This is a genomic window from Pseudomonas karstica (genome assembly GCF_009707515.1).
Taxonomy (GTDB): Bacteria; Pseudomonadota; Gammaproteobacteria; order Pseudomonadales; family Pseudomonadaceae; genus Aquipseudomonas; species Aquipseudomonas karstica.
The window spans coordinates 86,338-110,614 of sequence record NZ_WLYI01000016.1 but is presented as its reverse complement, the minus strand read 5'-3'; the positions used below and the strand labels follow the sequence as shown (position 1 = coordinate 110,614).

Here is a 24,277-nt window from a genome sequence, read left to right as displayed (position 1 = left end):
ATTCAGTACCAGGCAATCGCGCAAGGCTGAAACAAAACCCGTGGCCCGCTCTAAAAGAAGGTTCTCGGTCATTTAATAGCGACTCTTATTAGTGTTAATCTGGCAGAGTTGTAATCCCAGATAAAAGTTCCATGACGAAAACGCTTATATATCTGTGGGATTAAAGGAACTAAGCGCTCACCACAGGCTCGAAAGGCCAGTAGATATCTTCAATAAGGAGAAACACCCCATGCGCAAGACTTTCGCTGTTTCCTTGATGTTAGCCGCCGCCCTGGGCCTCGCTGCCTGCGATAATAAATCCGAAGACAAAGCTCAGGATGCCACTCAACACGCTGAACAAGCTCAAGAAAAAATGAGCGAAGCTCAGGATAAAGTGAACGACGCTGCAAAAGAAAACGCTGATGCTGCCAAAGCCCAGCAGGAATCGAATGAAGCAGCAGTAGAAGAAGCACCTGCAGCACCAGCAGCACCAGCAACCGGTTCTTGAGTCTGAAGACTTGAACGCCGTGGGTTGAAAAACCATGCTGCAAAAGAAAGCCCGCCTAGTGCGGGCTTTCTTTTGCCCGGGCAATTGTTCAGAAACGCAAAGTACGAAAACCTGGACTAAGCATCAGCAATAACGAAAACAGCTCCCCACAGGCAAGGTCACGAAGTCGCGTCCTTATTCAACTCAGGCAAAGGCGCCTCAGTCGGGGTGTAGACCATCACATCCAGCACATCGGAATGGAATTCCCGACGATATAACACCAGCACTACCCCGCTGCTCATCAGCATGAACAGCCACGGACTGACAAACCAGGCCAACATGGTCATACCGAAGTAATAGGCACGCAGGCCCAAATTGAACTGGTTGGCGGCCATGGAAATCACCCGTGCGGACCGGGAAGCAAAGGCCTTGCGCTCCTGCTCGCTGATATGCCGCTCGCCGACCATAGGTGCCGACCCCACCAGCACCGCCGCAAAGTTGTACTGGCGCATGCACCAACTGAACGTGAAGAAGGCGTAGACAAACACCAGGGCCAGGCACAGCAGCTTGATCTGCGACATACCCTGAGAGGCTTGCTGCACCATGGGAATGTCCGCCAACAACGACACTGCCCGCTCCGAAGCGCCGAGCACGGTGAAAATACCAGCGAGGATAATCAAGGTACTGGAGGCGAAGAATGACGCGTTGCGCTCCAGGTTACCGATCACGCTGGCATCGGCGATGCGGTTGTCCCGCAGCAGCATGCGGCGCATCCAGTCTTCACGGTACAAGTGCAGCACACTGGCCAGGCACGCCGTATCACGGGCCTTCCAACAGGCGTAACGGGTATAGCCGCCCCAGCAGATGACAAACCAGAGAGCAGCAAGCAAATGGATAAGATTAGCTTCGACAAACGACATGCAGATCCTTTTACACGAAGGGTTTGGGGAGTGCGGCCCAATGTGGGAGCTGACTTGCCTGCTCCTACATGACCAGAGTTAAACTCAGTTTTTCGTACACCTTCGACGTTAGCTCAAAGAAAAAGACACTGCCTGACGCCCATAAAAAATGCCCCGGATCGTTTGATACGGGGCATTTCTCATGGATAAAAAGCGATGTCAGTGCATGACCAGGCACTTTAAGCGATGGCTTCGCTGCGCTTGCCCAACAGACGGTCAACCCCTACAGCGGCTACCAGGATGATCACTGAGGGGACCAGCCACGCTAGTCCCTGCTCGCTCAGCGGCAGATTGGCCAGTTGCGAAGGCATCCAGCCTGCCAGATCTGCGCCCTTCAGCGCGTCGATGCAGCCAAAGATGAACGACACCAGCATCACCGGACCGACAATCCGCCCTTGCTCCTGCCAGAAATCCTTACAGAAGCTCAGTGCCACCAAGACGATGCACGGCGGGTAGATCGCGGTGAGAACCGGGATCGAGAACGCAATCAGCTTGGTCAGGCCCAGGTTGGACACGAACAACGAAAATACCGCAAGGATCACTACCAGGGTTTTGTAGGACAACGGCAGTACGCGGCTGAAATACTCGGCACAGGCACAGGTCAAGCCAACGGCCGTCACCAGGCATGCCAGGGAAATCAGCACGGCGAGAAAGCCACTGCCCAGAGAGCCGAAGGTATGTTGTACGTAAGCGTGCAGCACTGCTGCGCCGTTGGCGGCACCGGCGGCCACTTCATGACTGCCCGAACCCAGGCGGAACAGGCTGATGTACACCAACGCCAGGCCCACACCGGCAATCAGCCCGGCGATGATCGCATAACGGGTAATCAATTGCGGCGACTCTACGCCACGGGAGCGAATGGCGTTGACGATAACGATGCCAAACACCAGTGCGCCAAGGGTATCCATGGTCAGGTAACCATTGATAAAGCCCTGAGAGAACGGCGCAGCGACATATTCAGGCGTCGCGACACCCACATCTCCGGCCGGCAAGGCAAAGGCAGCGATGCCCAGCACGGCCAGAGCTATGATCTTCAACGGCGCCAGGAAGCGCCCCACGGTATCTAGCAGACGCCCCGGGTACAGGGAAATGAAGAACACCAGCAGGAAATACACCGCGCTGTAGAGGAACAGCGCCAGCGGGCTTTCTCCGGTCAATGGCGCCAGGCCGACTTCGAAGGAGACGGTCGCCGTACGCGGTGTGGCGAACAACGGACCGACCGCCAGGTAGCACGCGGCCGCCAGGATGCCGCCAGCGATCTTGCCGATAGGACTGCTCAACGCGTCCATACCACCACCGACTTTGGCCAAGGCGATCACCGTGACCACCGGCAAGCCGACGGCGGTAATCAAGAAGCCCAGCGCTGCCATCCAGACATGAGGCCCGGATTGCAAACCGACAATTGGCGGGAAGATGATGTTACCGGCGCCCACGAACAGGGCAAAAGTCATAAAGCCCAACGCCAGGATATCCTGGCTTTTCAACACTTTCATTTGAGGAAATACCACACTACTGAATCGGAATTTAGAGAGGGCTTCCCTATGGATGAGGGAAATGCTGCCGGGCCTGATGGGGACCGACCGGTCTAGCGCGGGGCTTCCTTTTGGGATGCGCACGCATAAAGAGGCGGCTAGCCTAACGAATTTGCCTGGAAAACGCACTGTTGCGGGGCGAACTGTCCGATAAGCGACATTTTAATGTCGTGTTCTTATAAGAACAGCGGCAAGCGGCAAGCTTCAAGCGGCAAGAAGGACCACGTGCTTTTCTCTTGCAGCTTAAAGCTTGCCACTTATAGCTGCCCTTAAAACAACAAAGGCCACCCGAAGGTGGCCTTTGTTGGTAAAGCGTCAACAGAGCATGCTGCAATCATCGCTACAAGCAAAAATGCCGAAGCCTCCTCATCTTGTAGCTTGAAGCTTGCAACTTTTAGCTGCTCTTACTTGACCGCCCAACCGGTCAGCTCGGACAAAGCCTTGCCGATGTCTGCCAGCGAACGCACGGTTTTCACGCCCGCGTCTTCCAGGGCAGCAAACTTCTCGTCTGCAGTGCCTTTGCCACCAGAGATGATTGCGCCCGCATGGCCCATGCGCTTGCCCGCAGGGGCAGTCACACCAGCGATGTAGGAAACAACTGGCTTGGTCACGTGTGCCTTGATGTAGGCAGCCGCTTCTTCTTCAGCCGAACCGCCGATTTCACCGATCATCACGATCGCTTCGGTCTTCGGGTCTTCCTGGAACAGCTTCAGGATATCGATGAAGTTCGAGCCTGGGATCGGGTCACCGCCGATGCCGACGCAAGTCGACTGACCGAAACCGGCGTCAGTAGTCTGCTTAACAGCTTCGTAGGTCAAGGTGCCGGAACGGGAAACGATACCGACTTTACCTGGCAAGTGAATGTGACCAGGCATGATGCCGATCTTGCATTCGCCTGGAGTGATCACGCCTGGGCAGTTAGGGCCGATCAGGGTAACACCCAGTTCGTCGCACTTGACCTTGGCATCCAGCATGTCCAGGGTAGGAATGCCTTCGGTGATGCAAACGATCAGCTTGATACCACCGAAGGCAGCTTCCAGGATCGAGTCCTTGCAGAAAGGAGCTGGAACGTAGATCACGCTGGCGGTGGCGCCAGTGGCTTCTACGGCTTCTTTCACAGTGTTGAAGACAGGCAAGTCCAGGTGAGTGGTGCCGCCTTTACCAGGAGTAACACCACCAACCATCTTGGTGCCGTACTCGATGGCTTGCTGGGTGTGGAAACTACCTTGCGAACCGGTAATACCCTGGCAGATAACTTTGGTGTCTTTATTGATCAGGACGCTCATTATTTGCCCTCCGCAGCTTTGACAACTTGTTGAGCAGCGTCGGTCAGGCTGGTAGCAGCGATGATGTTCAAACCGCTTTCTGCCAGTACTTTAGCGCCCAGTTCAGCGTTGTTGCCTTCAAGGCGAACAACCACCGGGATTTTAACGCCGACTTCTTTCACTGCACCGATGATGCCTTCGGCAATCATGTCGCAACGAACGATGCCGCCGAAAATGTTGACCAATACTGCGGCGACGTTGGAGTCGGACAGGATGATCTTGAACGCTTCGGTAACGCGTTCCTTGGTAGCACCACCGCCCACGTCGAGGAAGTTGGCTGGCTTGCCGCCATGCAGGTTGACGATGTCCATGGTACCCATGGCCAGGCCAGCACCGTTGACCATGCAGCCGATGTTACCTTCCAGGGCTACATAGTTCAGTTCGAACTTGGCAGCGTGCGCTTCGCGCGGATCGTCTTGGGACGGATCGTGGAAAGTCTTCAGCTTAGGCTGACGGTACATGGCGTTGGCGTCGATGTTGATCTTGGCATCGAGGCAATGCAGATCGCCGTCAGCCTTGATCACCAGCGGGTTCACTTCCAGCAGGGCCAGATCGTGATCCTTGAACAGTTTGGCCAGGCCTACGAAGATCTTGGCGAACTGAGTAACTTGCTTGCCTTCCAGACCCAACTGGAATGCCAGCTCGCGACCCTGGAATGGCTGGGCGCCAACCAGTGGATCGATAGTGGCTTTCAGAATTTTTTCTGGGGTTTCGTGAGCGATCTTCTCGATATCCACGCCACCTTCGGTGGATGCCATGAACACGATGCGACGGCTCGAACGGTCAACGACAGCGCCCAGGTACAGCTCTTTAGCGATATCAGTGCACGACTCAACCAGGATCTTGGTGACTGGCTGACCGTTGGCATCAGTCTGGTAAGTCACCAGACGCTTGCCCAGCCACTGCTGTGCGAAGGCCTTGGCGTCTTCTTTGCTGCGAACCAGCTTGACGCCGCCCGCTTTACCGCGACCACCAGCGTGGACCTGGGCTTTGACAACCCACTCGGTGCCACCAATTTTGTCGCACGCTTCTGCTGCTGCTTCCGGGGTGTCTACTGCGTAACCCTTGGATACTGGCAGTCCGTATTCAGCGAACAGCTGCTTACCCTGATACTCGTGAAGATTCATGCTTATTACCGTCTTCGTTAGGTACTGCGCATTCGGCGCTGCGCTCTTGATGAGTGCCGCGCCACCTGTGACTGCTGCTTGTGCCGTTCCACTACCAAAAGCCTGGGCTTTGGGTCGCAAAACCGCACAAGACTGCGTCCAGCGGATATTCCGCGGTGAGACTTGCGCGCAAGGCTCACGACGGGCAACCGCCGTGGTTTCTTATTATCTCGCTTAGCGCTTCTTGCGGTTGGCGATGTGGATGGCGCCGCCATTCACTGCCAACGCTGCTTCGTGCAACGCTTCAGACAGGGTCGGATGGGAGAAGACCATCATGCCCAGATCCTCGGCACTGGTGCCGAATTCCATACCGATTGCGCCCTGCTGAACCAGTTCGGCAGCGCTCGGGCCAATCACGTGGACGCCCAAAACGCGGTCAGTCTTGGCATCAGCGATGACTTTGACAAAGCCACCGGTGTCGTTGGCTGCCATGGCACGGCCCGAAGCGGCAAACGGGAAGGTGCCGACGTTAACTTCAACGCCTTCAGCTTTCAACTGCTGTTCGTTTTTACCGACCCATGCAATTTCCGGATGGGTGTAGATAACCGATGGAATCAGGTCGTAGTTCATCTGGGTCTTGTGACCCTTGATGCGCTCGACAACCATGATGCCTTCTTCGGATGCCTTGTGGGCCAACATCATGCCACGAACCACGTCACCAATGGCGAAGACGCCCGGGACGGTGGTGGCGCAGTGATCGTCAACGTGGATGAAACCACGCTCGTCGATGTTCACGCCACTGTCAGCAGCCAGCAGATCAGTGGTCACAGGACGACGACCAACGGCTACGATCAGCTTGTCGAAAATGATGGTTTGTTCGCCATCCTTGTCGGTGTAGGTCACAACGACTTCTTCGCCCTTGACCTTGGAACCGGTCACGCGAGCGCCCAGCTTGATGTCCAGACCTTGTTTGGTCAGGGTCTTCAAGGCTTCTTTGGAAACCGCGGTGTCGGCAGCCAGCAGGAACGTATCAAGAGCTTCCAGTACGGTAACTTCAGAACCCAGGCGGGACCAGACCGAACCTAGTTCCAGACCGATCACGCCAGCGCCGATCACGCCCAGACGTTTTGGAACCGATTGGAATTCCAGGGCGCCGGTGGAATCAACGATAACGTTGTTGTCCACTGGAGCCGGTGGAATGTCGATTGGACGCGAACCTGGAGCCAGGATCACGTTCTCGGCTTCGATGATTTCGGTCGAACCGTCAGGCTTGGTGATTTCAACTTTCTTGCCGGCCAGCAGTTTGCCGTGACCTTGCAGGGAAGTGACGCCATTAGCCTTGAACAGGGTAGCAACGCCGGAAGTCAGGCCTTTAACAATGTTGGCCTTGCGGCCGACCATCGCTGGCACGTCCATGGTCACGCCAGCGTGGTTGATGCCGTGGATGGCAAAACCGTCCTGGGCTTCGTGGAATTTCCAGGAGCTGTCCAGCAGCGCCTTGGAAGGAATGCAGCCAACGTTCAGGCAAGTACCGCCCAGCGCCAGTTTGCCTTCCTTGTCAGTGTACTTTTCGATGCAAGCAGTCGAGAGGCCCAGTTGTGCGGCCTTGATGGCGGCAACGTAACCGCCAGGGCCCGCACCAATCACTACAACGTCAAATTTCTGAGACATGAAAATAGATCCTCTATTTAGCGGCAAGCTTCAAGCTTCAAGCCGCAAGCCAAGCTGCTTTTTCTTGCAGCTTGTAGCCTTGCAACTTGAAACTGCTTCAATCAAATATCCAGGAGCAAGCGGGCCGGGTCTTCCAGCAGGTTCTTGATGGTCACCAGGAACGTCACGGCTTCTTTACCGTCGATCAGGCGGTGATCGTAAGACAGGGCCAGGTACATCATCGGACGGATCACGACTTGACCGTTGATTGCCATAGGACGCTGCAGAATGTTGTGCATACCCAGGATTGCGGCTTGCGGCGGGTTGACAATCGGGGTCGACATCATCGAACCGAAAGTACCACCGTTGGTGATGGTGAAAGTACCGCCGGTCATCTCGTCGATGGTCAGCTTGCCGTCACGGGCTTTCTTGCCAAAACCGGCAATGCCGCCTTCGATTTCAGCCAGGCTCATCAGCTCGGCGTTACGCAACACCGGCACCACCAGGCCACGGTCGCTGGAGACGGCAACGCCGACGTCTGCATAACCATGGTAAACGATGTCGCTGCCATCGATGGAAGCATTGACCGCCGGGAAACGCTTCAGCGCTTCGGTGGCCGCTTTCACGAAGAACGACATGAAGCCCAGGCGCACACCGTTATGGCTCTTCTCAAAGAGATCCTTGTACTTCGAACGCAAGGCCATGACTTCGGTCATGTCCACTTCGTTGAAAGTAGTCAGCATCGCCATGTTCGACTGAGCTTCAACCAGGCGCTTGGCCACGGTGGCGCGAACGCGGGTCATCGGCACGCGCTTCTCGGTGCGATCGCCTGCGGCGAACACAGGAGCAGCGGCAGCCGGGGCGGCAGCCTTGGCAGGCGCGGCAGCCGGAGCGGCTTTCTTGGCAGCAACGGCTGCAACCACGTCTTCCTTGGTCACACGACCGCCTTTGCCGGTGCCGGCAACGGAAGCGATGTTGATACCGTTCTCTTCAGCCAGCTTGCGAGCAGCCGGTGCAGCAACAGGATCGTCTTCGCCAGCGTCGGCGGGAGCAGCAGCCTGGGCCGCAGCCGGAGCAGCAGCGGCTGGAGCGGCAGCGGCACTGCCCTCCTCGATCGAGCCCAGCACCTGGTTGGACAGGACGGTAGCGCCCTCTTCGGCAACGATGGCGCCCAGGACGCCGTCGGCTTCGGCCAGTACTTCGAGTACGACTTTATCGGTCTCGATGTCGACGATCAGGTCGTCACGCTTGACGGCTTCGCCTGGCTTCTTGTGCCAGGTGGCAACGGTGCCATCGGCAACCGATTCCGGGAATGAGGGGGCTTTGATTTCGATAGCCATTATCTGTAGGTCCTTAAAATTCGGTTTCAGTCAGCGCGAAGGCGTTAAACAGTGAAAGCATCTTGCAGCAGTTTTGCCTGCTGCTCGGCGTGCATCGATGCATAACCACAAGCAGGTGCAGCAGAGGCGTCACGGCCCGCGTACTCGAGTACGAGAGACTTGTTGTGACCGCCAACGATGCGACGCATGTGATGCTGGCTGCAGTACCAGGCACCCTGGTTCATCGGCTCTTCCTGGCACCAAACGATGTGTTTGAGGTTGGAATAAGGAGCCAGGACTTCAATCAAGTCGTCCTCAGGGAATGGGTACAACTGCTCAAGACGCACGATGGCGATGTCGTCACGACCTTCGGCACGGCGTTTTTCCAGCAGGTCGTAATAGACCTTGCCGCTCGCCAGCACGAGACGGGTGACCTTTTTCGGGTCAAGCGCATCGATTTCCGGAATAACGGTCTGGAACGAACCTTCGGCCAGATCTTCCAGGGTCGAGATGGCCAATTTGTGACGCAACAGCGATTTAGGCGTCAGGACTACCAATGGCTTGCGCAGGGGACGAATCACCTGGCGACGCAGCAAGTGGTAGATCTGGGCCGGCGTAGTCGGCACGCACACCTGGATGTTGTGCTCGGCGCACAATTGCAGGTAACGCTCCAGACGGGCCGAGGAGTGCTCCGGCCCCTGACCTTCATAACCGTGTGGCAGCAGCATGGTCAGACCACACAGGCGGCCCCACTTATGCTCACCGCTGGTGATGAATTGATCGATAACCACCTGCGCACCGTTGGCGAAGTCGCCGAACTGGGCTTCCCAGATCACCAACGCTTCAGGCGTGGTGGTGGAGTAGCCGTATTCGAACGCCAGTACGGCCTCTTCGGACAGGAACGAATCGTACATATCGAAACGTGGCTGACCTTTGTACAGGTTCTGCAACGGGATGTAGGTACCCGCGTCTTTCTGGTTGTGCAACACCGCATGACGGTGGGAGAACGTACCACGGCCGATGTCCTGGCCGGTCATACGGATCGGGTGACCTTCGAAGGCCAGGGTCGCGTATGCCATGGTTTCGGCATAACCCCAGTTGATCGGCAGGCCGCCGGCTTGCATTTTCTGGCGGTCTTCGTAGATCTTCGCAACCTGGCGCTGCACCACGAAGCCGTCTGGAATTTCCAGCAGCTTGGCAGACAGTTCTTGCAGGGTCTTGAGATCAAACGTGGTGTCGTGACGCGCAGTCCAGGCGTGGCCCAGGTACGGACGCCAGTCAACGAACAGCTCTTTGTTCGGTTCCTTGACCAGGCTTTTCACTACATGCAGACCGTTGTCCAGCGCGTTGCGGTATTCATCGATCTTGGCCTGAACACGTGCATCGTCCACCACACCGGCCTTGGTCAAGCTCTCGGCGTACAGCTCACGAGTGGTGCGCTGCTTGCTGATCTGCTGGTACATCAACGGCTGGGTGCCGCTTGGTTCGTCCGCTTCGTTGTGGCCGCGACGACGGTAGCAGACCAGATCGATCACCACGTCACGCTTGAACTGCATGCGGTAGTCGATGGCCAACTGGGTCACGAACAAGACGGCTTCCGGATCATCACCATTTACATGGAGGATCGGCGCCTGGATCATTTTCGCAACGTCGGTGGCGTACTCGGTGGAACGGGAGTCTTCCGGGTTGCTGATGGTGAAGCCAACCTGGTTGTTGATGACGATATGGATCGTGCCGCCAGTCTTGAAGCCGCGGGTCTGCGACATCTGGAAGGTTTCCATGACCACGCCTTGCCCGGCGAATGCCGCGTCACCGTGGATGGAAATTGGCAGGACCTTTTCACCGGTCGGATCGTTACGACGATCCTGGCGAGCACGCACCGAACCCTCGACCACCGGGGAAACGATTTCCAGGTGGGACGGGTTGAATGCCATGGCCAGGTGAACTTCGCCGCCGGTGGTCATCACGTTGGACGAGAAGCCCTGGTGGTATTTAACGTCACCGGAACCCAGCTCGACCTTTTTCTTGCCTTCGAACTCGTCGAACAGCTCACGCGGGTTCTTGCCGAAGGTGTTGACCAGTACGTTCAGACGGCCACGGTGGGCCATGCCGATGACGATTTCCTTGGTACCGTAGGAGCCGGAACGCTGGATCAGTTCGTCGAGCATCGGAATCAGGCTTTCGCCGCCTTCCAGACCGAAACGCTTGGTGCCTGGGTATTTGGTCCCCAGGTACTTTTCCAGGCCTTCGCCCGCGGTGACACGCTCAAGCAGATGGCCCTTGATGTCAGCGGAGTACACCGGACGGCCACGCACGCCTTCCAGGCGCTGCTGGAACCAGTGGCGCTGCTCGGAATCGGTGATATGCGTGAACTCAGCGCCGATGGTGCGGCAATATGTCTGCTGCAACGCTTCGTGAATTTCGCGTAGGCTCGCTTCCTCTTTGCCGATGAACAGGTCGCCGGCACGGAAGGTCGTATCAAGATCGGCATTGGTCAAGCCGTAATGATTGATCGACAGGTCTGCAGGTGCAGGACGCTGCCACAGCCCCAGCGGGTCAAGCTGGGCTGCCTGGTGGCCACGCATACGGTAGGCCTGGATCAGTCGCAGTACTTCAACTTGCTTCTTCTCGTGCTCGCTGCTCACGCTCCCGGCGGAAACCGGTTGAGCGCGGCGCTGGTTCTTTGCCAGCAGCACAAACTGATCGCGAATTGTAGCGTGCGATACATCGGTGGCAGCGTTGCCGTCAGCGGGCAACGTCTGAAATTTGGTGCGCCATTCTTCTGGCACAGCGTTAGGGTCGTGCAGGTAGAGCTCATAAAGCTCTTCCACATAGGCAGCGTTACCACCTGAAAGATAGCCGCTGTTCCACATGCGCTGCATCACGCTTTCTTGCATGCTTGGTCACCCTCGGTTAGGGGACACCACCGGCGAAGACACCGAGTTTGCTTGCAAAGTCCGAGTGCAGCGACCAAAACAAGCCACTTAGGATCACGCTGATAGTCCGGGTACCAACCCGGATGCCCCTGCTTGTCTCATTTCTTCAAAATAAGAGCCGCGCGTTATAAGTCGCTGCTCAGGTTAAAACTACGGCGCCGGTTGAAGCCTGCGCCGTAGCATCTACGGGCACAACGGTCCTGCTTTTGCTACAACGTCAGTTACACGCCACTTTGCAGCAACATGTTACGTACGTGACCAATGGCCTTAGTCGGGTTCAGGCCTTTGGGACATACGTTGACGCAGTTCATAATCCCGCGGCAGCGGAATACGCTGAACGGGTCATCCAGTGAAGCCAGACGCTCGGACGTCTTGGTGTCACGGCTGTCTGCCAGGAAGCGGTACGCTTGCAGCAGGGCAGCTGGACCCAGGAACTTGTCCGGGTTCCACCAGAAGGACGGGCAGGAAGTCGAGCAGCAAGCGCACAGGATGCACTCGTACAGACCATCGAGCTTTTCGCGCTCTTCCGGGGACTGCAGACGCTCGATAGCCGGAGCCGGCGTATCGTTCTGCAGGAACGGCTTAACTTTTTCGTATTGCTTGTAGAAGATGCTCATATCGACAACCAGGTCACGGATAACCGGCAAACCTGGCAGTGGACGAATGATCAGCTTGTTGCCTTTAACCACGGCGGACAGCGGCGTGATGCACGCCAGGCCGTTTTTGCCGTTGATGTTCATGCCGTCTGAGCCACAAACACCTTCACGGCAAGAGCGACGATAGGAGAAACCTTCGTCCTGCTCTTTAACCAGGGCCAGCACGTCCAGCACCATCAGGTCTTTACCACCGGTATCAACCTGAAACTCCTGCATGAACGGCGCGGCGTCCTGATCAGGGTTGTAACGATAAACACTGACTTTCAACATGGCAGCCACCCTTAGTAAGTCCGAATCTTCGGTTCAAACGTCGGAACCGTCTTCGGAGAGAAGTTCACGGCACGCTTGGTTACGCGCTTGTCACCCGGGAAGTACAGGGTGTGGCACAACCAGTTTTCGTCGTCGCGATCTTCATAGTCTTCACGAGCGTGAGCACCACGGGATTCTTTACGAACCTCGGCGGCGATCGCCGTCGCTTCAGCCACTTCCAGCAGGTTTTGCAGCTCAAGGGCTTCGATACGAGCGGTGTTGAACGCCTGGCTCTTATCGTTGATCTTGACGTTGGCGATGCGCCCGCGCAAGTCAGCCAACTGGGCGATGCCCTTCTGCATGTATTCGCCGGTACGGAACACACCGAAGTAGTTCTGCATGCAGCTTTGCAGCTCTTTGCGCAAGGTAGCGACGTCTTCGCCGTCGGTACGTGCGTTCAGACCGTCGAGACGAGCCAGGGCCGCATCGATGTCGGACTGGCGAGGGCGGGCGTAATCAACGCCTTCCTTCAGGGTCTGCTCCAGGAACAGGCCAGCGGCACGACCGAATACCACCAGGTCGAGCAGCGAGTTGCCGCCCAGACGGTTGGCACCGTGAACCGATACGCACGCCACTTCGCCTACTGCGAACAGACCAGGAATGATCTGGTCGACGCCTTCGGCGTCCTGAGTGATCGCCTGGCCATGAATGTTGGTGGCAACGCCACCCATCATATAGTGGCAGGTTGGAACAACCGGGATCGGCGCAACAGCCGGGTCAACGTGGGCGAAGGTCTTGGACAACTCCATGATGCCCGGCAGACGGCTATGCAGCACTTCTTCACCGAGGTGATCGAGTTTCAGCATCACGTGGTCGCCATCGGGACCACAGCCATTACCGGCGATGATCTCTTTAACCATGGAACGGGCTACAACGTCACGACCTGCAAGGTCTTTGGCGTTCGGAGCATAACGCTCCATGAAACGCTCGCCATTCTTGTTGATCAGGTAACCACCTTCACCACGGCAACCTTCGGTGACCAGTACACCGGCGCCGGCGATGCCGGTCGGGTGGAACTGCCACATTTCGATGTCTTGTACCGGAACGCCTGCACGCAGGGCCATGCCGATACCGTCACCGGTGTTGATCAGGGCGTTGGTAGTAGAAGAGTAGATACGGCCTGCACCGCCGGTCGCCAATACGGTGGCGTTAGCCCGCACGTAAGAGGTTTCGCCGGTTTCGATGCAGATGACGATCATGCCTACAAAGGCACCGTCTTCGTTCTTCACCAGGTCAACACCGTAGTATTCGTTGAGGAATACGGTGCCAGCCTTCAGGTTGGCTTGATACAGGGTGTGCAACAGCGCGTGACCGGTACGGTCGGCTGCAGCGCAGGTACGGGCGGCCTGGCCACCTTTACCGAAGTCTTTCGACTGACCGCCGAACGGGCGCTGGTAGATGCGACCCTGTTCGGTACGGGAGAACGGCAGCCCCATGTGCTCCAGCTCGAAGACCGCTTCCGGGCCTACGGAGCACATGTATTCGATAGCGTCCTGGTCACCGATGTAGTCGGAACCCTTGACGGTATCGTACATGTGCCAGCGCCAGTCATCGTTTGGATCCGAGGAGGCGATGGCGCAGGTAATGCCGCCCTGGGCCGAAACGGTGTGGGAACGGGTCGGGAACACCTTGGTGACTACGGCAGTCTTGTGACCGCCCTGGGCCAGTTGCAGCGCAGCGCGCATGCCGGCACCGCCGCCGCCAATGATGATGGCGTCGAACGAGAGTGTATTAACTGTGTTAGCCATGAATCAGATACCCCAAAGAATCTGCACACCCCAGACGAAGTAAGCGAACATCGCGACGCCGCATACTGCCTGGAAGAGAAACCGTACTGCAGTCGCGGACTTGCCCAGCGCCATTGGCGTCAGGTAGTCGGTCGCGATGGTCCACATGCCAACCCAGGCATGAGCGCCCAGGGCTACAAGGGCCAGCAGACTGAAGATACGCATCCCGTTGTGAGCGAACAGGCCGTGCCATTGCTCGTAGCCAATGCCAGGGTTCGCAGCGAGGTACCCGATCAGGAAAATGAAATAAGCCGCGAGAACAACCGCAGACACACGTTGCGCCATCCAGTCATAGAGGCCCGAACGCGACAGGTTCGTAACGCTGGTTACCATATCCAAACTCCCGCCAGAACGATCAACACCACTGAAATGGCGATGACGATTTTCGAGCCCAGCTTGCCGCCTTCCAGCGTCTCACCGATACCCATGTCCATGATCAAGTGGCGAATACCTGCCACCAAGTGATACAGCAAAGCGGACAGGAGGCCCCACGCCACGAACTTGGCCAGCGGACTGGTCAGGCATGCCTTCACCTCGGCGTAACCTTCTTCCGAACCCAGGGATTTGCTCAATGCATAAAGCATGATGCCCAGGCCGAGAAACAGGATGATGCCGGAAACACGGTGCAGGAATGACGTTACGCCGGTGATGGGGAGTTTGATGGTCCTTAGGTCTAGGTTTACAGGTCGTTGGCTATTCACGGCTTTTTTTCACACTGAAGAGCCCCTAACAATCAGGGCAAAGTTGTTGGGGGGTGCACTGGTCAGGTAACACCACCCAGGGAGTGCGACCCCCAATGAAAGCAAGCCCAAAAGCCCTTGGCGGTCGGTGGCCGAGTATAGACAGTTAGGACGCTAATGACAACGCGCGCACCTCACCCTAATAGCTGATTGCGCTGGCGGGATAAAAGGCGTAAACGGCAGTCAATTTCGAGGAAAAAGTATGGTTAAAGCCTTCTGGAGCAAGACTTTAGGCAAATTGACATCTGAATTTATCTCACTATAGTGGTGCGGGCCCTGCGTGGGGGGTCTGTCTGATGATGAAGCATAAATAGGAGGCCACATGGCTGACAAAAAAGCGCAGTTGATCATCGAGGGCGCAGCCCCCGTCGAGCTGCCCATTTTAACCGGCACCGTTGGTCCCGATGTTATCGACGTACGGGGCCTCACGGCCACGGGCCGTTTTACATTCGACCCAGGCTTCATGTCGACCGCCTCTTGCGAGTCGAAAATCACCTATATCGATGGTGATAATGGCATCTTGCTGCATCGCGGCTACCCGATCGAACAGCTTGCTGAACAATCGGACTACCTGGAAACCTGCTACCTGCTGCTTAATGGCGAATTGCCAACAGTCGAGCAGAAAGCCCAGTTCGTCAGTACCGTGAAGAACCACACCATGGTTCACGAGCAGTTGAAGACCTTCTTCAACGGCTTCCGTCGCGACGCCCACCCGATGGCCGTCATGTGCGGCGTAGTCGGCGCCCTGTCGGCTTTCTATCACGACTCCCTGGACATCAATAACCCGCAGCATCGCGAAATTTCCGCGATCCGCCTGGTTGCCAAGATGCCCACCCTGGCCGCAATGGTTTACAAGTACTCCATGGGTCAACCCATGATGTACCCGCGCAACGACCTGACGTACGCGGAAAACTTCCTGCACATGATGTTCAACACCCCGTGCGAGATCAAACCGATCAGCCCGGTGTTGGCCAAGGCGATGGACAAGATCTTCATCCTCCACGCCGACCACGAGCAGAATGCTTCCACCTCTACCGTACGCCTGGCGGGCTCCTCGGGTGCCAACCCGTTCGCCTGTATCGCCGCCGGCATTGCCGCACTGTGGGGTCCTGCCCACGGCGGCGCGAACGAAGCCGTGTTGACCATGCTCGATGAAATCGGCGATGTGTCCAACATCGACAAGTTCATCGCCAAGGCCAAGGACAAGAACGATCCGTTCAAGTTGATGGGCTTCGGTCACCGGGTCTACAAGAACCGCGACCCGCGCGCTACCGTCATGAAGCAGACCTGCGACGAAGTGTTGAAGGAACTGGGCATCAAGAACGATCCGCAACTCGAACTGGCCATGCGCCTGGAAGAGATCGCCCTGACCGACCCCTACTTCATCGAGCGCTCGCTGTACCCGAACGTCGACTTCTACTCGGGAATCATCCTCAAGGCGATCGGCATTCCAACCAGCATGTTCACCGTGATCTTCGCCCTGGCGCGGACCGTGGGCTGGATCTCCCACTGGAAGGAAATGCTCTCCAGCCCGTACAAGATTGGCCGTCCGCGCCAGCTGTACACCGGCTACGAGTCGCGCGACATCACCAAGCTGGAAGACCGCAAATAAGCATTTAACCGCTTAGCTGCACTGAAAACGGCCTCCCTTGTGGAGGCCGTCTTTATTTGTGCTGCTCCAACCTCCTACAAAAAAAATGCCCCGGCCTTTCGACCGGGGCATTTCTTATTCAGCTACAACCTTAGTGGTTAACCGCCCCACTCGCCCCCAGGCCAGTCTGCGAACGCACAAACTGCGGGAAGTACAGCGCACGTTCTTTCTCTGCCGCCGCCGATTTGTCGGTGATGGAGAAGAACCAGATACCGACGAACGCAATGATCATCGAGAACAACGCTGGATACTCGTAAGGGAAGATGGCCTCTTCATGGTGCAGGATCGAGACCCAGATGGTTGGGCCAAGGATCATCAGGCCCACGGCGCTGACCAACCCCAGCCAGCCGCCAATCATCGCGCCACGGGTGGTGAGATTTTTCCAGTACATGGAAAGCAGCAGCACCGGGAAGTTACAGCTGGCAGCGATGGAGAACGCCAGGCCGACCATGAACGCAATGTTCTGGCTTTCGAACAGGATACCCAATCCAATAGCCAGTACGGCCAGGGCGATGGTGGTGATCTTCGATACACGAATCTCATCCTTCTCGTTGGCCTTGCCTTTCTTGATCACGCTGGCGTACAGGTCATGGGACACCGCCGAAGCACCCGCCAGGGTCAGGCCGGCAACCACCGCAAGGATGGTGGCAAAGGCCACGGCCGAGATGAAGCCCAGGAAGATACTGCCGCCCACCGCATCGGCCAAATGCACCGCCGCCATGTTATTGCCGCCCAACAAGGCACCTGCCGCGTCCTTGAACGCCGGGTTGGTGCTGACCAGCAGAATCGCGCCGAAGCCGATGATAAAGGTCAGGATATAGAAGTAGCCGATGAAGCCTGTGGCGTACAGCACGCTCTTGCGAGCTTCCTTGGCGTCACTCACGGTGAAGAAACGCATCAGGATGTGCGGCAGGCCGGCGGTACCGAACATCAAGGCCAGGCCGAGGGAGAATGCCGAAATCGGATCTTTCACCAGGCCGCCAGGGCTCATGATTGCTTCACCTTTAGGGTGAACCTTGATCGCCTCGGCAAACAGCATGTTGAAGTCAAAATTCACATGCTTCATCACCATCAGCGCCATGAACGAGGCACCGGACAGTAGCAATACCGCCTTGATGATCTGTACCCAGGTGGTTGCCAACATGCCGCCGAACAACACATAGAGGCACATCAGGATACCCACCAGGATCACCGCCACATGGTAATCGAGGCCGAACAGCAGCTGGATCAGCTTGCCCGCCCCCACCATCTGCGCGATCAGGTAGAACGCCACCACCACCAGCGAGCCACAGGCCGACAGGCTGCGGATCTGGGTTTGCCCCAAACGATAGGACGCCACGTCGGCAAAGGTGTACTTGCCCAGGTTACGCAGGCGCTCGGCGATCAGGAACAGAATGATCGGCCAGCCCACCAGGAAGCCGATCGAGTAGATCAGGCCATCGTAGCCGGAGGTGAACACCAGCGCGGAAATCCCCAGGAAGGACGCCGCCGACATATAGTCACCGGCAATGGCCAGGCCATTCTGGAAACCGGTGATCTTGCCGCCGGCTGCATAGTAGTCGGCGGCCGAGTTGTTGCGCTTGGAAGCCCAGTAGGTGATGCACAGCGTGGCGCCGACAAAGGCGACAAACATCACAATGGCCGAGATATTAAGCGGTTGTTTTTGCACTTCACCGGTCAATGCGTCCGCCGCCCAAATGGCAGGAGCAAAGAGCGAAGCACCGAATACAGCCAATAGACGACGGATCATTGCGCAGCCTCCTTGAGAATCGCATTGTTCAGGTCGTCAAATTCGCCGTTGGCACGTCGCACATAGATGCCAGTCAGGATAAAGGCCGAGATAATCAGCCCGACCCCGACCGGGATTCCCCAGGTAATGGACGAGTCGGGGCTGATCTTGGCCCCCAGCAAGTGTGGCCCATAGGCAATCAACAGGATGAATCCGGAGTACAGCCCAAGCATGATCGCCGAGAGTATCCAGGCGAACTTTTCCCTTTTTTTCACCAGCTCCTTGAAACGTGGGCTGTTTTGAATCGAGAGGTAAATGCTGTCGTTCATTGTTTTTATCCTCGCAGCACAGCTTTTTTATTATTGGAACATATCCACTGTATGCGGCTGCGGAACAGGTTCCAGACGACCTTAGTAGTAGAAGGAGTGTAGCGAGGGAATTGGGAGATGACGCAAACATTGGCGGGGGTGAGGTTTTGTGGGAGCGGGCCTGCATTGCGAGCAAAACCACTCCCACAGGGGGAACTACTTAGCGAGCCACTCGGCAACACGCTCAGGGTGCTTGGCGACCCACTCCTTGGCCGCTGCGTCAGGCTTGGCACCTTCCTGGATCGCCAGCATCACTTCACCAATTTCGTCCTTGGAGGCCCACTGGAATTTTTTCAGAAAGGCCACGACTTCCGGCGCTTTCTTCTCCAGGTCTTTGCTACCGATACTGTTGACGGTTTCAGCAGCACCATAAATTCCTTTTGGATCGTCAAGGAAACGCAGTTTCCACTTGGCGAACATCCAATGCGGCACCCAACCGGTGACGGCAATGGATTGCTTCTTGTCTTCGGCACGGGTCAGTTCGGCGATCATCGCGGCACCCGAACTGGCTTGCAGTTTGTAGTCCAGATCATAGGCCTTGATGGCTTCATCGGTTTTGAGCATCACGCCTGAACCGGCATCGATACCGACAATCTTGTTCTTGAAGCTGGTGTCGGTCTTCAGGTCCTCAATCGATTTGGCCTTGACGTATTCCGGCACGATCAGGCCGATCTTGGCGTCTTTGAAGTTGGGGCCGTAGTCGACCACCTTATCCTTGTTCTTGGCCCAATATTCGCCGTGAGTCACCGGCAGCCAGGCCGAGAGCATCGCGTCGAGCTTACCGGTAGCCACGCCCTGCCACATGATCCCGGTGGCGATCGCCTGCAGTTTTACGTCATACCCCAGCTTCTGCTTGATCACTTCTGCCGCCACATGAGTCGTGGCAACACTGTCCGACCAGCCATCCACATAGCCGATGCTCAGAGTCTTGCTGTCGGCGTTGACCAGTGTGGAGCTCATCGCAACTACCAGCGTGGCAGCTGCGCCCAAGAGTCGTCGCATCTTCATAGTGCTTCCCCGAAAGTGCTGCGCCCGACGGATGCCGAGCGACGTCAATCTGTTGTTATAGGGTGCCCCGCGCCCCCTTCACGCGCATCGATCATGTTCTCACGACATCAGTGGAGTACTGACGCTTCGATCATCAACCTGCTGCTGCAGGAGACCTGCTCTGACTGCGACCTCAGTGGAGTCAGAAGCGACATCACATTGCCATCCATGAAGTTTGTAGGTGTTCTTGCGCAAATCCCGCCCGAACTTTGCATGTCAAAATCATGCGGCTCAACTGAGAGGCACCAAATACAGGTAAGATGCGCGGCTTTGCCCCAGACGGCCTGACCATGCCTGCGACTGCCCGCTTCCCTGTGCTGCCTTATTTATTCGCCTTGATCTTCAGTCTGTTTGCTCTCGGTGGCTATTGGTATGGCCTCGGCCAGTCAGTGGTATTGCCAGACGTAGCCAGCGCCACGCACAAGCTGCAGTGCGCCTCCTACACGCCCTTCGACAAAGACCAATCGCCCTTCGACCAGCCGTTCAAACTGCGCCCCGAGCGCATGGATGCCGACCTGGCATTGCTGTCCAGCCGCTTCGAATGCATTCGCACCTACTCCATGACGGGCCTTGAAACCCTGCCGGACCTGGCGCGCAAACACAACCTTAAGTTGATGATCGGCGCCTGGGTCAGCCGCAATCCGGTGGATACCGCCAAGGAAATCGACGCCCTGATCGCCTCGGCCAATGCCAATGCTGATGTAGTGACCTCGGTGATCGTTGGCAACGAAACGCTGCTGCGCAAGGAAATCACTGCCACGCAGTTGGTGAAGTTGATCCATAAAGTAAAGAGCCAGATCCAGCAACCGGTCACCTATGCCGATGTCTGGGAGTTCTGGCTGCAGCACCCGAAAATCGCCCCGGCAGTGGACTTCCTGACCATTCACCTGCTGCCGTATTGGGAGGATGACCCGGCCGGGATCGACCAGGCCCTCAAGCACGTCGGTGACATTCGCCAGACCTTCGGCCACACATTCGCTCCCAAGGACGTGATGATCGGTGAGACCGGCTGGCCCAGCGAAGGTCGTCAGCGGGAAACCGCGGTGCCGAGCCGGGTCAATGAGGCCAAGTTCATGCGCGGTTTTGTTGCCATGGCCGAGGCCAATGGCTGGCGCTACAACCTGATCGAAGCCTTTGACCAGCCATGGAAGCGTGCCAGTGAAGGGGCCGTAGGTGGTTATTGGGGCCTGTTCGATGCCGATCGCCAAGACAAAGGAATCCTCGCCGGGCCCGTTACCAATGTGCCGTACTGGCCGCTGTGGCTGGGAGCTGGCGGGATCATCCTGCTGGGTACCCTGGCGCTCGGTGGGCGTGTTCGTACGACTCGCGCCGCCTGGCTGCTGCCGCTGCTCGGCGCCGTCGCGGCCAGCTCGATTGGCACCTGGGCCGAACTCACCCGCGTGACGGCGCGCTTCAGCGATGAATGGGTTTGGGCGGGACTGTTAATAGCCTTGAACCTGTTGGTGCTAGCTCACGCGGCCCTGGCCCTGAGCGCTCGGGAAGGTTGGCGCGAACGGGCCTTCAATTGGCTTGAGCAACACGCAGGCTGGCTAGTGGCAATCGCCGGGTTTGCCGGAGCGGTGATGATGCTGGCGCTGGTGTTTGATCCACGCTATCGCAGCTTCCCCAGTGCAGCGTTGCTGCTGCCGGCCTTGGTGTACCTGATTCGACCAGTGAGCGGTCCGCGCCGGGAGATTGCGTTGCTGACCTTCATTATCGGTGCAGGCATTGCGCCGCAGTTGTACCGCGAGGGCCTGCTGAACCAGCAGGCGTGGGGTTGGGCGCTGGTGAGCATACTGATGGTTGCAGCGTTGTGGCGTTGCCTGAGGGTGCGCAAGGCCTGAGGCTATCTCCTGTAAGCGCGAGGGGGACGCCTAGTTCTTGCTCGCGAAAAACCCAAAGGCGCCGCGTTCATCCAGGTTGCCAGCGTTATCGTTGAGGATTTTTCGCGAGCAAGCTCGCTCCTACAGAGTGAGGTGCCCGCACCAACCGCAACCCGGCAATCACCACCGCAAACACCGCAAAGGTGGTGTTGTACAACGCCAACGCCGGAACCCCAAACACCAGCCCCAGCACCGCCAAGCCCCACCCGACACGCCCCGGCACAAAAAATGCCAGCACCGAGGTGACCAGTGCCGCCCAACCCAATACCTTGAAATGAATCATCAGCCCCAGGTTGGCCCGCACCTGGCATTCCCAACGGTTCGCTTCATCCGCGCAGATGCCTACCCATTGGCCATCCTCCATGAAGCCGTAACGAGCTCCATAACTGGCGGCCAGCCATAACGGCAAGGCAATGAGCAGCAAAATCAACGGAAAACGGCGGGACATGGGGCACTCCGATAGGCAAAAACGGCGCCCAGCTTAATCTCCCGGTGGCCGTTGGCAAGGCTTGTAGATAGATAACTGTTCATCAAGGCGTGCCAAAGTGTATCGTCTAGCTACTATTACCCCGATTCACGCAGTTATTCCGATTTTTCGTGCCGAAGGCTGGCACTTCGGCGGCAACGCGGTGGTCATAGCCTGCGAACTTCCTTCAGCACGTTTTCCTCTTGGGGATTTAGTCATGCTCCGTTCCTTGCGCTGCGCAGCTTTCTTGGGTGGCCTTTTTTTGAGTGCGTCAGCACTGGCGGTCGATATCGACCAGGCCAGCTATGGCTACCCTTTGACCAACCCGTTCGAAGCGACCATCGCCACGACCCCGCCCAACCTTCGGCCTGACCTGCCGAGCGATGATGAAATCAACCAGTCCGACTACAGCCTGACAATGCGCCCCGAGCGCGAGTTCAGCCTGCCCGACAACTTCTGGGCGGTGAAAAAGCTCACCTACCGCATCGCCAAGCAGGACCGTGCCGCACCGCTGATTTTCCTGATCTCCGGCACCGGTGCCCGGTTTGACAGCACCCACAATGAATACCTGAAAAAACTCTACTACAAGGCCGGTTACCACGTGGTCCAACTGTCGTCGCCCACCAGCTTCGACTTCATCAGCGCTGCCTCGCGCTTCGCCACCCCAGGCGTGACCCAGGAAGACGCCGAAGACATGTACCGCGTGATGCAGGCCGTGCGCGCGCAAAACTCGACGCTGCCGGTCACCGACTTTTACCTCACCGGCTACAGCCTCGGCGCCCTGGACGCGGCCTTCGTCAGCAAGCTGGACGAAACCCGCCGCAGCTTCAACTTCAAGAAAGTCCTGCTGCTCAACCCGCCGGTCAACCTGTACACCTCAATCACCAACCTCGACAAGCTGGTACAGACCGAGGTCAAGGGTATCAACAACAGCACCACCTTCTATGAACTGGTGCTGAACAAACTGACCCGCTACTTCCAGCAAAAGGGTTATATCGACCTGAACGATGCCCTGCTCTACGACTTCCAAAGCTCCAAGGAACACCTGACCAACGAACAGATGGCCATGCTGATCGGTACCTCGTTCCGCTTCTCCGCGGCCGACATTGCCTTCACCTCGGACCTGATCAACCGCCGTGGCCTGATCATCCCGCCCAAATACCCGATCACCGAAGGCACCAGCCTCACGCCGTTCCTCAAGCGTGCGTTGCAATGCGACTTCGACTGCTACCTCACCGAGCAAGTGATCCCAATGTGGCGCGCCCGCACCGACGGCGGCAGCCTGTTGCAACTGATCGACCAAGTCAGCCTGTATGCACTCAAGGACTACCTGCACGACAGCCCGAAAATTGCCGTCATGCACAACGCTGACGACGTGATCCTCGGCCCTGGCGACTTGGGCTTCCTGCGTAAAACCTTCGGCGAGCGCTTGACCGTTTACCCTCTGGGCGGCCATTGCGGCAACCTCAACTACCGCGTCAACGCCGACGCCATGCTGGAGTTCTTCCGTGGCTAAATACCTCCTGCTTCTCGCCGCCTTGATGTGCGCCGGCGTGGCCAATGCCGACAACAGCAAGGCCCACACGCCGACCGTAGCCGACGCCGACGGTTTCAAGGAGCCGCTCAGCAAGCTCACGTTCAACCCTGGCCTGGACCAGCGTGAGTTCGAGCGCTCGACCCTGACCGCCCTCACCGTCTATGACCCGCTGGAGTCATGGAACCGTCGGGTCTATCACTTCAACTACCGCTTCGACCAATGGGTATTTCTGCCTGTGGTCGACGGTTATCGCTACGTCACCCCAAGCTTCCTGCGCACGGGCGTCAGCAACTTCTTCAACAACCTGGGCGATGTGCCCAACCTGTTGAACAGCCTGCTGCAGTTCAAAGGCCACCGCTCGCTGGAGACCACCGGGCGCCTGCTGCTCAACACCACCATTGGTGTCGCTGGCCTGTGGGACCCGGCCACCGCCATGGGCTTGCCGCGCCAGAGCGAAGATTTCGGCCAGACCCTGGGTTTCTATGGCGTGCCGGGCGGCGCCTATCTGGTACTGCCGATCTTCGGCCCCTCGAACCTGCGGGACACTGGCGGGCTGCTCGTGGACTACAGCGCCGAATCGCAGATCAACTTCCTCAATGTGTCTGAGGTCAGTTCCAACCATCCTGAAGTCTGGGCCCTGCGTGCGGTGGACAAGCGCTACCAGACCAGCTTCCGCTACGGTCAACTGAACTCGCCGTTCGAGTACGAAAAGGTGCGCTACGTGTATACCGAGGCGCGCAAGTTGCAGATTGCCGAGTAACGGCAAGCGCAGACAAAAAAGGCCATTCATTTGAATGGCCTTTTTCCATTG

The 24,277-nt window shown here is 57.4% G+C and carries 20 protein-coding genes; 5 read left to right on the top strand and 15 right to left on the bottom strand.

Annotated features, from left to right (window positions below):
* Positions 1-229 precede the first annotated feature (229 nt).
* On the top strand, positions 230-487 hold the full coding sequence (locus GIR22_RS13490; RefSeq protein WP_154743796.1) for a hypothetical protein: 258 nt from the start codon (positions 230-232) through the stop codon (positions 485-487).
* A 158-nt stretch (positions 488-645) separates the two neighbouring features.
* Here GIR22_RS13490 and GIR22_RS13485 read toward each other — a convergent pair whose 3' ends face one another.
* The 11 genes from GIR22_RS13485 to sdhC all read right to left on the bottom strand — a co-directional run bounded on the left by GIR22_RS13485 (position 646) and on the right by sdhC (position 14,746).
* A complete protein-coding gene (locus GIR22_RS13485) occupies positions 646-1,386 on the bottom strand; it encodes a DUF599 domain-containing protein (protein ID WP_154743795.1) in 741 nt (246 codons plus the stop codon).
* A gap of 218 nt (positions 1,387-1,604) precedes the next feature.
* Positions 1,605-2,918, bottom strand: a complete 1,314-nt coding sequence (brnQ, locus tag GIR22_RS13480; protein ID WP_154743794.1) for a branched-chain amino acid transport system II carrier protein — start codon at positions 2,916-2,918, stop codon at positions 1,605-1,607.
* 443 nt (positions 2,919-3,361) lie between these two features.
* Positions 3,362-4,243, bottom strand: coding sequence for a succinate--CoA ligase subunit alpha (gene sucD / locus GIR22_RS13475; RefSeq protein WP_154743793.1), 882 nt, complete (start codon positions 4,241-4,243; stop codon positions 3,362-3,364).
* A complete protein-coding gene (gene sucC / locus GIR22_RS13470; RefSeq protein ID WP_094950711.1) occupies positions 4,243-5,409 on the bottom strand; it encodes an ADP-forming succinate--CoA ligase subunit beta in 1,167 nt (388 codons plus the stop codon). The genes sucD and sucC overlap by 1 nt, the downstream gene beginning before the upstream one ends.
* 213 nt (positions 5,410-5,622) lie before the next feature.
* On the bottom strand, positions 5,623-7,059 hold the full coding sequence (gene lpdA / locus GIR22_RS13465) for a dihydrolipoyl dehydrogenase (protein ID WP_154743792.1): 1,437 nt from the start codon (positions 7,057-7,059) through the stop codon (positions 5,623-5,625).
* 101 nt (positions 7,060-7,160) lie between these two features.
* Complete coding sequence (odhB, locus tag GIR22_RS13460) at positions 7,161-8,378, bottom strand: 2-oxoglutarate dehydrogenase complex dihydrolipoyllysine-residue succinyltransferase (RefSeq protein ID WP_154743791.1); 1,218 nt, start codon at positions 8,376-8,378, stop codon at positions 7,161-7,163.
* A gap of 44 nt (positions 8,379-8,422) precedes the next feature.
* Entirely contained in the window at positions 8,423-11,254 is a 2,832-nt protein-coding gene (locus GIR22_RS13455; protein WP_154743790.1) for a 2-oxoglutarate dehydrogenase E1 component, read from the bottom strand.
* Positions 11,255-11,514: 260 nt separating this feature from the next.
* On the bottom strand, positions 11,515-12,219 hold the full coding sequence (locus GIR22_RS13450) for a succinate dehydrogenase iron-sulfur subunit (RefSeq protein WP_154743789.1): 705 nt from the start codon (positions 12,217-12,219) through the stop codon (positions 11,515-11,517).
* Between the two features lie 11 nt (positions 12,220-12,230).
* The gene (gene sdhA / locus GIR22_RS13445) at positions 12,231-14,006 is read right to left on the bottom strand and encodes a succinate dehydrogenase flavoprotein subunit (protein WP_154743788.1); all 1,776 of its coding nucleotides are present in this window, start codon (positions 14,004-14,006) and stop codon (positions 12,231-12,233) included.
* Between the two features lie 3 nt (positions 14,007-14,009).
* On the bottom strand, positions 14,010-14,378 hold the full coding sequence (gene sdhD / locus GIR22_RS13440; RefSeq protein WP_045057756.1) for a succinate dehydrogenase, hydrophobic membrane anchor protein: 369 nt from the start codon (positions 14,376-14,378) through the stop codon (positions 14,010-14,012).
* Positions 14,372-14,746: a succinate dehydrogenase, cytochrome b556 subunit gene (gene sdhC / locus GIR22_RS13435; RefSeq protein WP_008433998.1), complete on the bottom strand. Its 375-nt coding sequence runs from the start codon at positions 14,744-14,746 to the stop codon at positions 14,372-14,374. The genes sdhD and sdhC overlap by 7 nt, the downstream gene beginning before the upstream one ends.
* 361 nt (positions 14,747-15,107) lie before the next feature.
* Here sdhC and gltA point away from each other — a divergent pair, with 361 nt between their 5' ends.
* Complete coding sequence (gene gltA / locus GIR22_RS13430; protein WP_154743787.1) at positions 15,108-16,397, top strand: citrate synthase; 1,290 nt, start codon at positions 15,108-15,110, stop codon at positions 16,395-16,397.
* 130 nt (positions 16,398-16,527) lie between these two features.
* Here gltA and GIR22_RS13425 read toward each other — a convergent pair whose 3' ends face one another.
* The 3 genes from GIR22_RS13425 to GIR22_RS13415 form a co-directional block, all read right to left on the bottom strand.
* The gene (locus GIR22_RS13425) at positions 16,528-18,186 is read right to left on the bottom strand and encodes a cation acetate symporter (protein WP_154743786.1); all 1,659 of its coding nucleotides are present in this window, start codon (positions 18,184-18,186) and stop codon (positions 16,528-16,530) included.
* Positions 18,183-18,494 carry a DUF485 domain-containing protein gene (locus tag GIR22_RS13420; protein ID WP_154743785.1) on the bottom strand — a complete coding sequence of 104 codons (312 nt, stop codon included), beginning with the start codon at positions 18,492-18,494 and terminating at the stop codon, positions 18,183-18,185. The genes GIR22_RS13425 and GIR22_RS13420 overlap by 4 nt, the downstream gene beginning before the upstream one ends.
* A 195-nt stretch (positions 18,495-18,689) precedes the next feature.
* Positions 18,690-19,541: a glycine betaine ABC transporter substrate-binding protein gene (locus tag GIR22_RS13415; RefSeq protein ID WP_154743784.1), complete on the bottom strand. Its 852-nt coding sequence runs from the start codon at positions 19,539-19,541 to the stop codon at positions 18,690-18,692.
* 329 nt (positions 19,542-19,870) lie between these two features.
* Here GIR22_RS13415 and GIR22_RS13410 point away from each other — a divergent pair, with 329 nt between their 5' ends.
* On the top strand, positions 19,871-21,424 hold the full coding sequence (locus GIR22_RS13410; protein WP_154743783.1) for a glycoside hydrolase family 17 protein: 1,554 nt from the start codon (positions 19,871-19,873) through the stop codon (positions 21,422-21,424).
* An 85-nt stretch (positions 21,425-21,509) separates the two neighbouring features.
* Here GIR22_RS13410 and GIR22_RS13405 read toward each other — a convergent pair whose 3' ends face one another.
* Positions 21,510-21,911 carry a hypothetical protein gene (locus GIR22_RS13405; RefSeq protein WP_154743782.1) on the bottom strand — a complete coding sequence of 134 codons (402 nt, stop codon included), beginning with the start codon at positions 21,909-21,911 and terminating at the stop codon, positions 21,510-21,512.
* Between the two features lie 235 nt (positions 21,912-22,146).
* Between GIR22_RS13405 and GIR22_RS13400 the strand changes: the two genes are divergently transcribed.
* Positions 22,147-23,445, top strand: coding sequence for a serine/threonine protein kinase (locus GIR22_RS13400; RefSeq protein ID WP_154743781.1), 1,299 nt, complete (start codon positions 22,147-22,149; stop codon positions 23,443-23,445).
* Positions 23,438-24,226, top strand: a complete 789-nt coding sequence (locus tag GIR22_RS13395; RefSeq protein WP_178122239.1) for an MlaA family lipoprotein — start codon at positions 23,438-23,440, stop codon at positions 24,224-24,226. Before GIR22_RS13400 ends, GIR22_RS13395 begins: the two co-directional genes overlap by 8 nt.
* Positions 24,227-24,277: the final 51 nt, after the last annotated feature.

Excerpts from the sequence above, each read along its gene's own strand:
- GIR22_RS13450 (WP_154743789.1), bottom strand. The coding sequence starts at position 12,219 with ATGTTGAAAGTCAGTGTTTATCGTTACAACCCTGATCAGGACGCCGCG.
- GIR22_RS13410 (WP_154743783.1), top strand. The coding sequence starts at position 19,871 with ATGCCTGCGACTGCCCGCTTCCCTGTGCTGCCTTATTTATTCGCCTTG.
- GIR22_RS13455 (WP_154743790.1), bottom strand. The coding sequence starts at position 11,254 with ATGCAAGAAAGCGTGATGCAGCGCATGTGGAACAGCGGCTATCTTTCA.
- GIR22_RS13425 (WP_154743786.1), bottom strand. The coding sequence starts at position 18,186 with ATGATCCGTCGTCTATTGGCTGTATTCGGTGCTTCGCTCTTTGCTCCT.
- sdhA (WP_154743788.1), bottom strand. The coding sequence starts at position 14,006 with ATGGCTAACACAGTTAATACACTCTCGTTCGACGCCATCATCATTGGC.
- GIR22_RS13405 (WP_154743782.1), bottom strand. The coding sequence starts at position 21,911 with ATGTCCCGCCGTTTTCCGTTGATTTTGCTGCTCATTGCCTTGCCGTTA.
- sucC (WP_094950711.1), bottom strand. The coding sequence starts at position 5,409 with ATGAATCTTCACGAGTATCAGGGTAAGCAGCTGTTCGCTGAATACGGA.
- odhB (WP_154743791.1), bottom strand. The coding sequence starts at position 8,378 with ATGGCTATCGAAATCAAAGCCCCCTCATTCCCGGAATCGGTTGCCGAT.
- GIR22_RS13420 (WP_154743785.1), bottom strand. The coding sequence starts at position 18,494 with ATGAACGACAGCATTTACCTCTCGATTCAAAACAGCCCACGTTTCAAG.
- lpdA (WP_154743792.1), bottom strand. The coding sequence starts at position 7,059 with ATGTCTCAGAAATTTGACGTTGTAGTGATTGGTGCGGGCCCTGGCGGT.
- GIR22_RS13485 (WP_154743795.1), bottom strand. The coding sequence starts at position 1,386 with ATGTCGTTTGTCGAAGCTAATCTTATCCATTTGCTTGCTGCTCTCTGG.
- GIR22_RS13490 (WP_154743796.1), top strand. The coding sequence starts at position 230 with ATGCGCAAGACTTTCGCTGTTTCCTTGATGTTAGCCGCCGCCCTGGGC.
- GIR22_RS13415 (WP_154743784.1), bottom strand. The coding sequence starts at position 19,541 with ATGAAGATGCGACGACTCTTGGGCGCAGCTGCCACGCTGGTAGTTGCG.
- brnQ (WP_154743794.1), bottom strand. The coding sequence starts at position 2,918 with ATGAAAGTGTTGAAAAGCCAGGATATCCTGGCGTTGGGCTTTATGACT.
- sdhD (WP_045057756.1), bottom strand. The coding sequence starts at position 14,378 with ATGGTAACCAGCGTTACGAACCTGTCGCGTTCGGGCCTCTATGACTGG.
- GIR22_RS13400 (WP_154743781.1), top strand. The coding sequence starts at position 22,147 with ATGCTCCGTTCCTTGCGCTGCGCAGCTTTCTTGGGTGGCCTTTTTTTG.
- gltA (WP_154743787.1), top strand. The coding sequence starts at position 15,108 with ATGGCTGACAAAAAAGCGCAGTTGATCATCGAGGGCGCAGCCCCCGTC.
- sucD (WP_154743793.1), bottom strand. The coding sequence starts at position 4,243 with ATGAGCGTCCTGATCAATAAAGACACCAAAGTTATCTGCCAGGGTATT.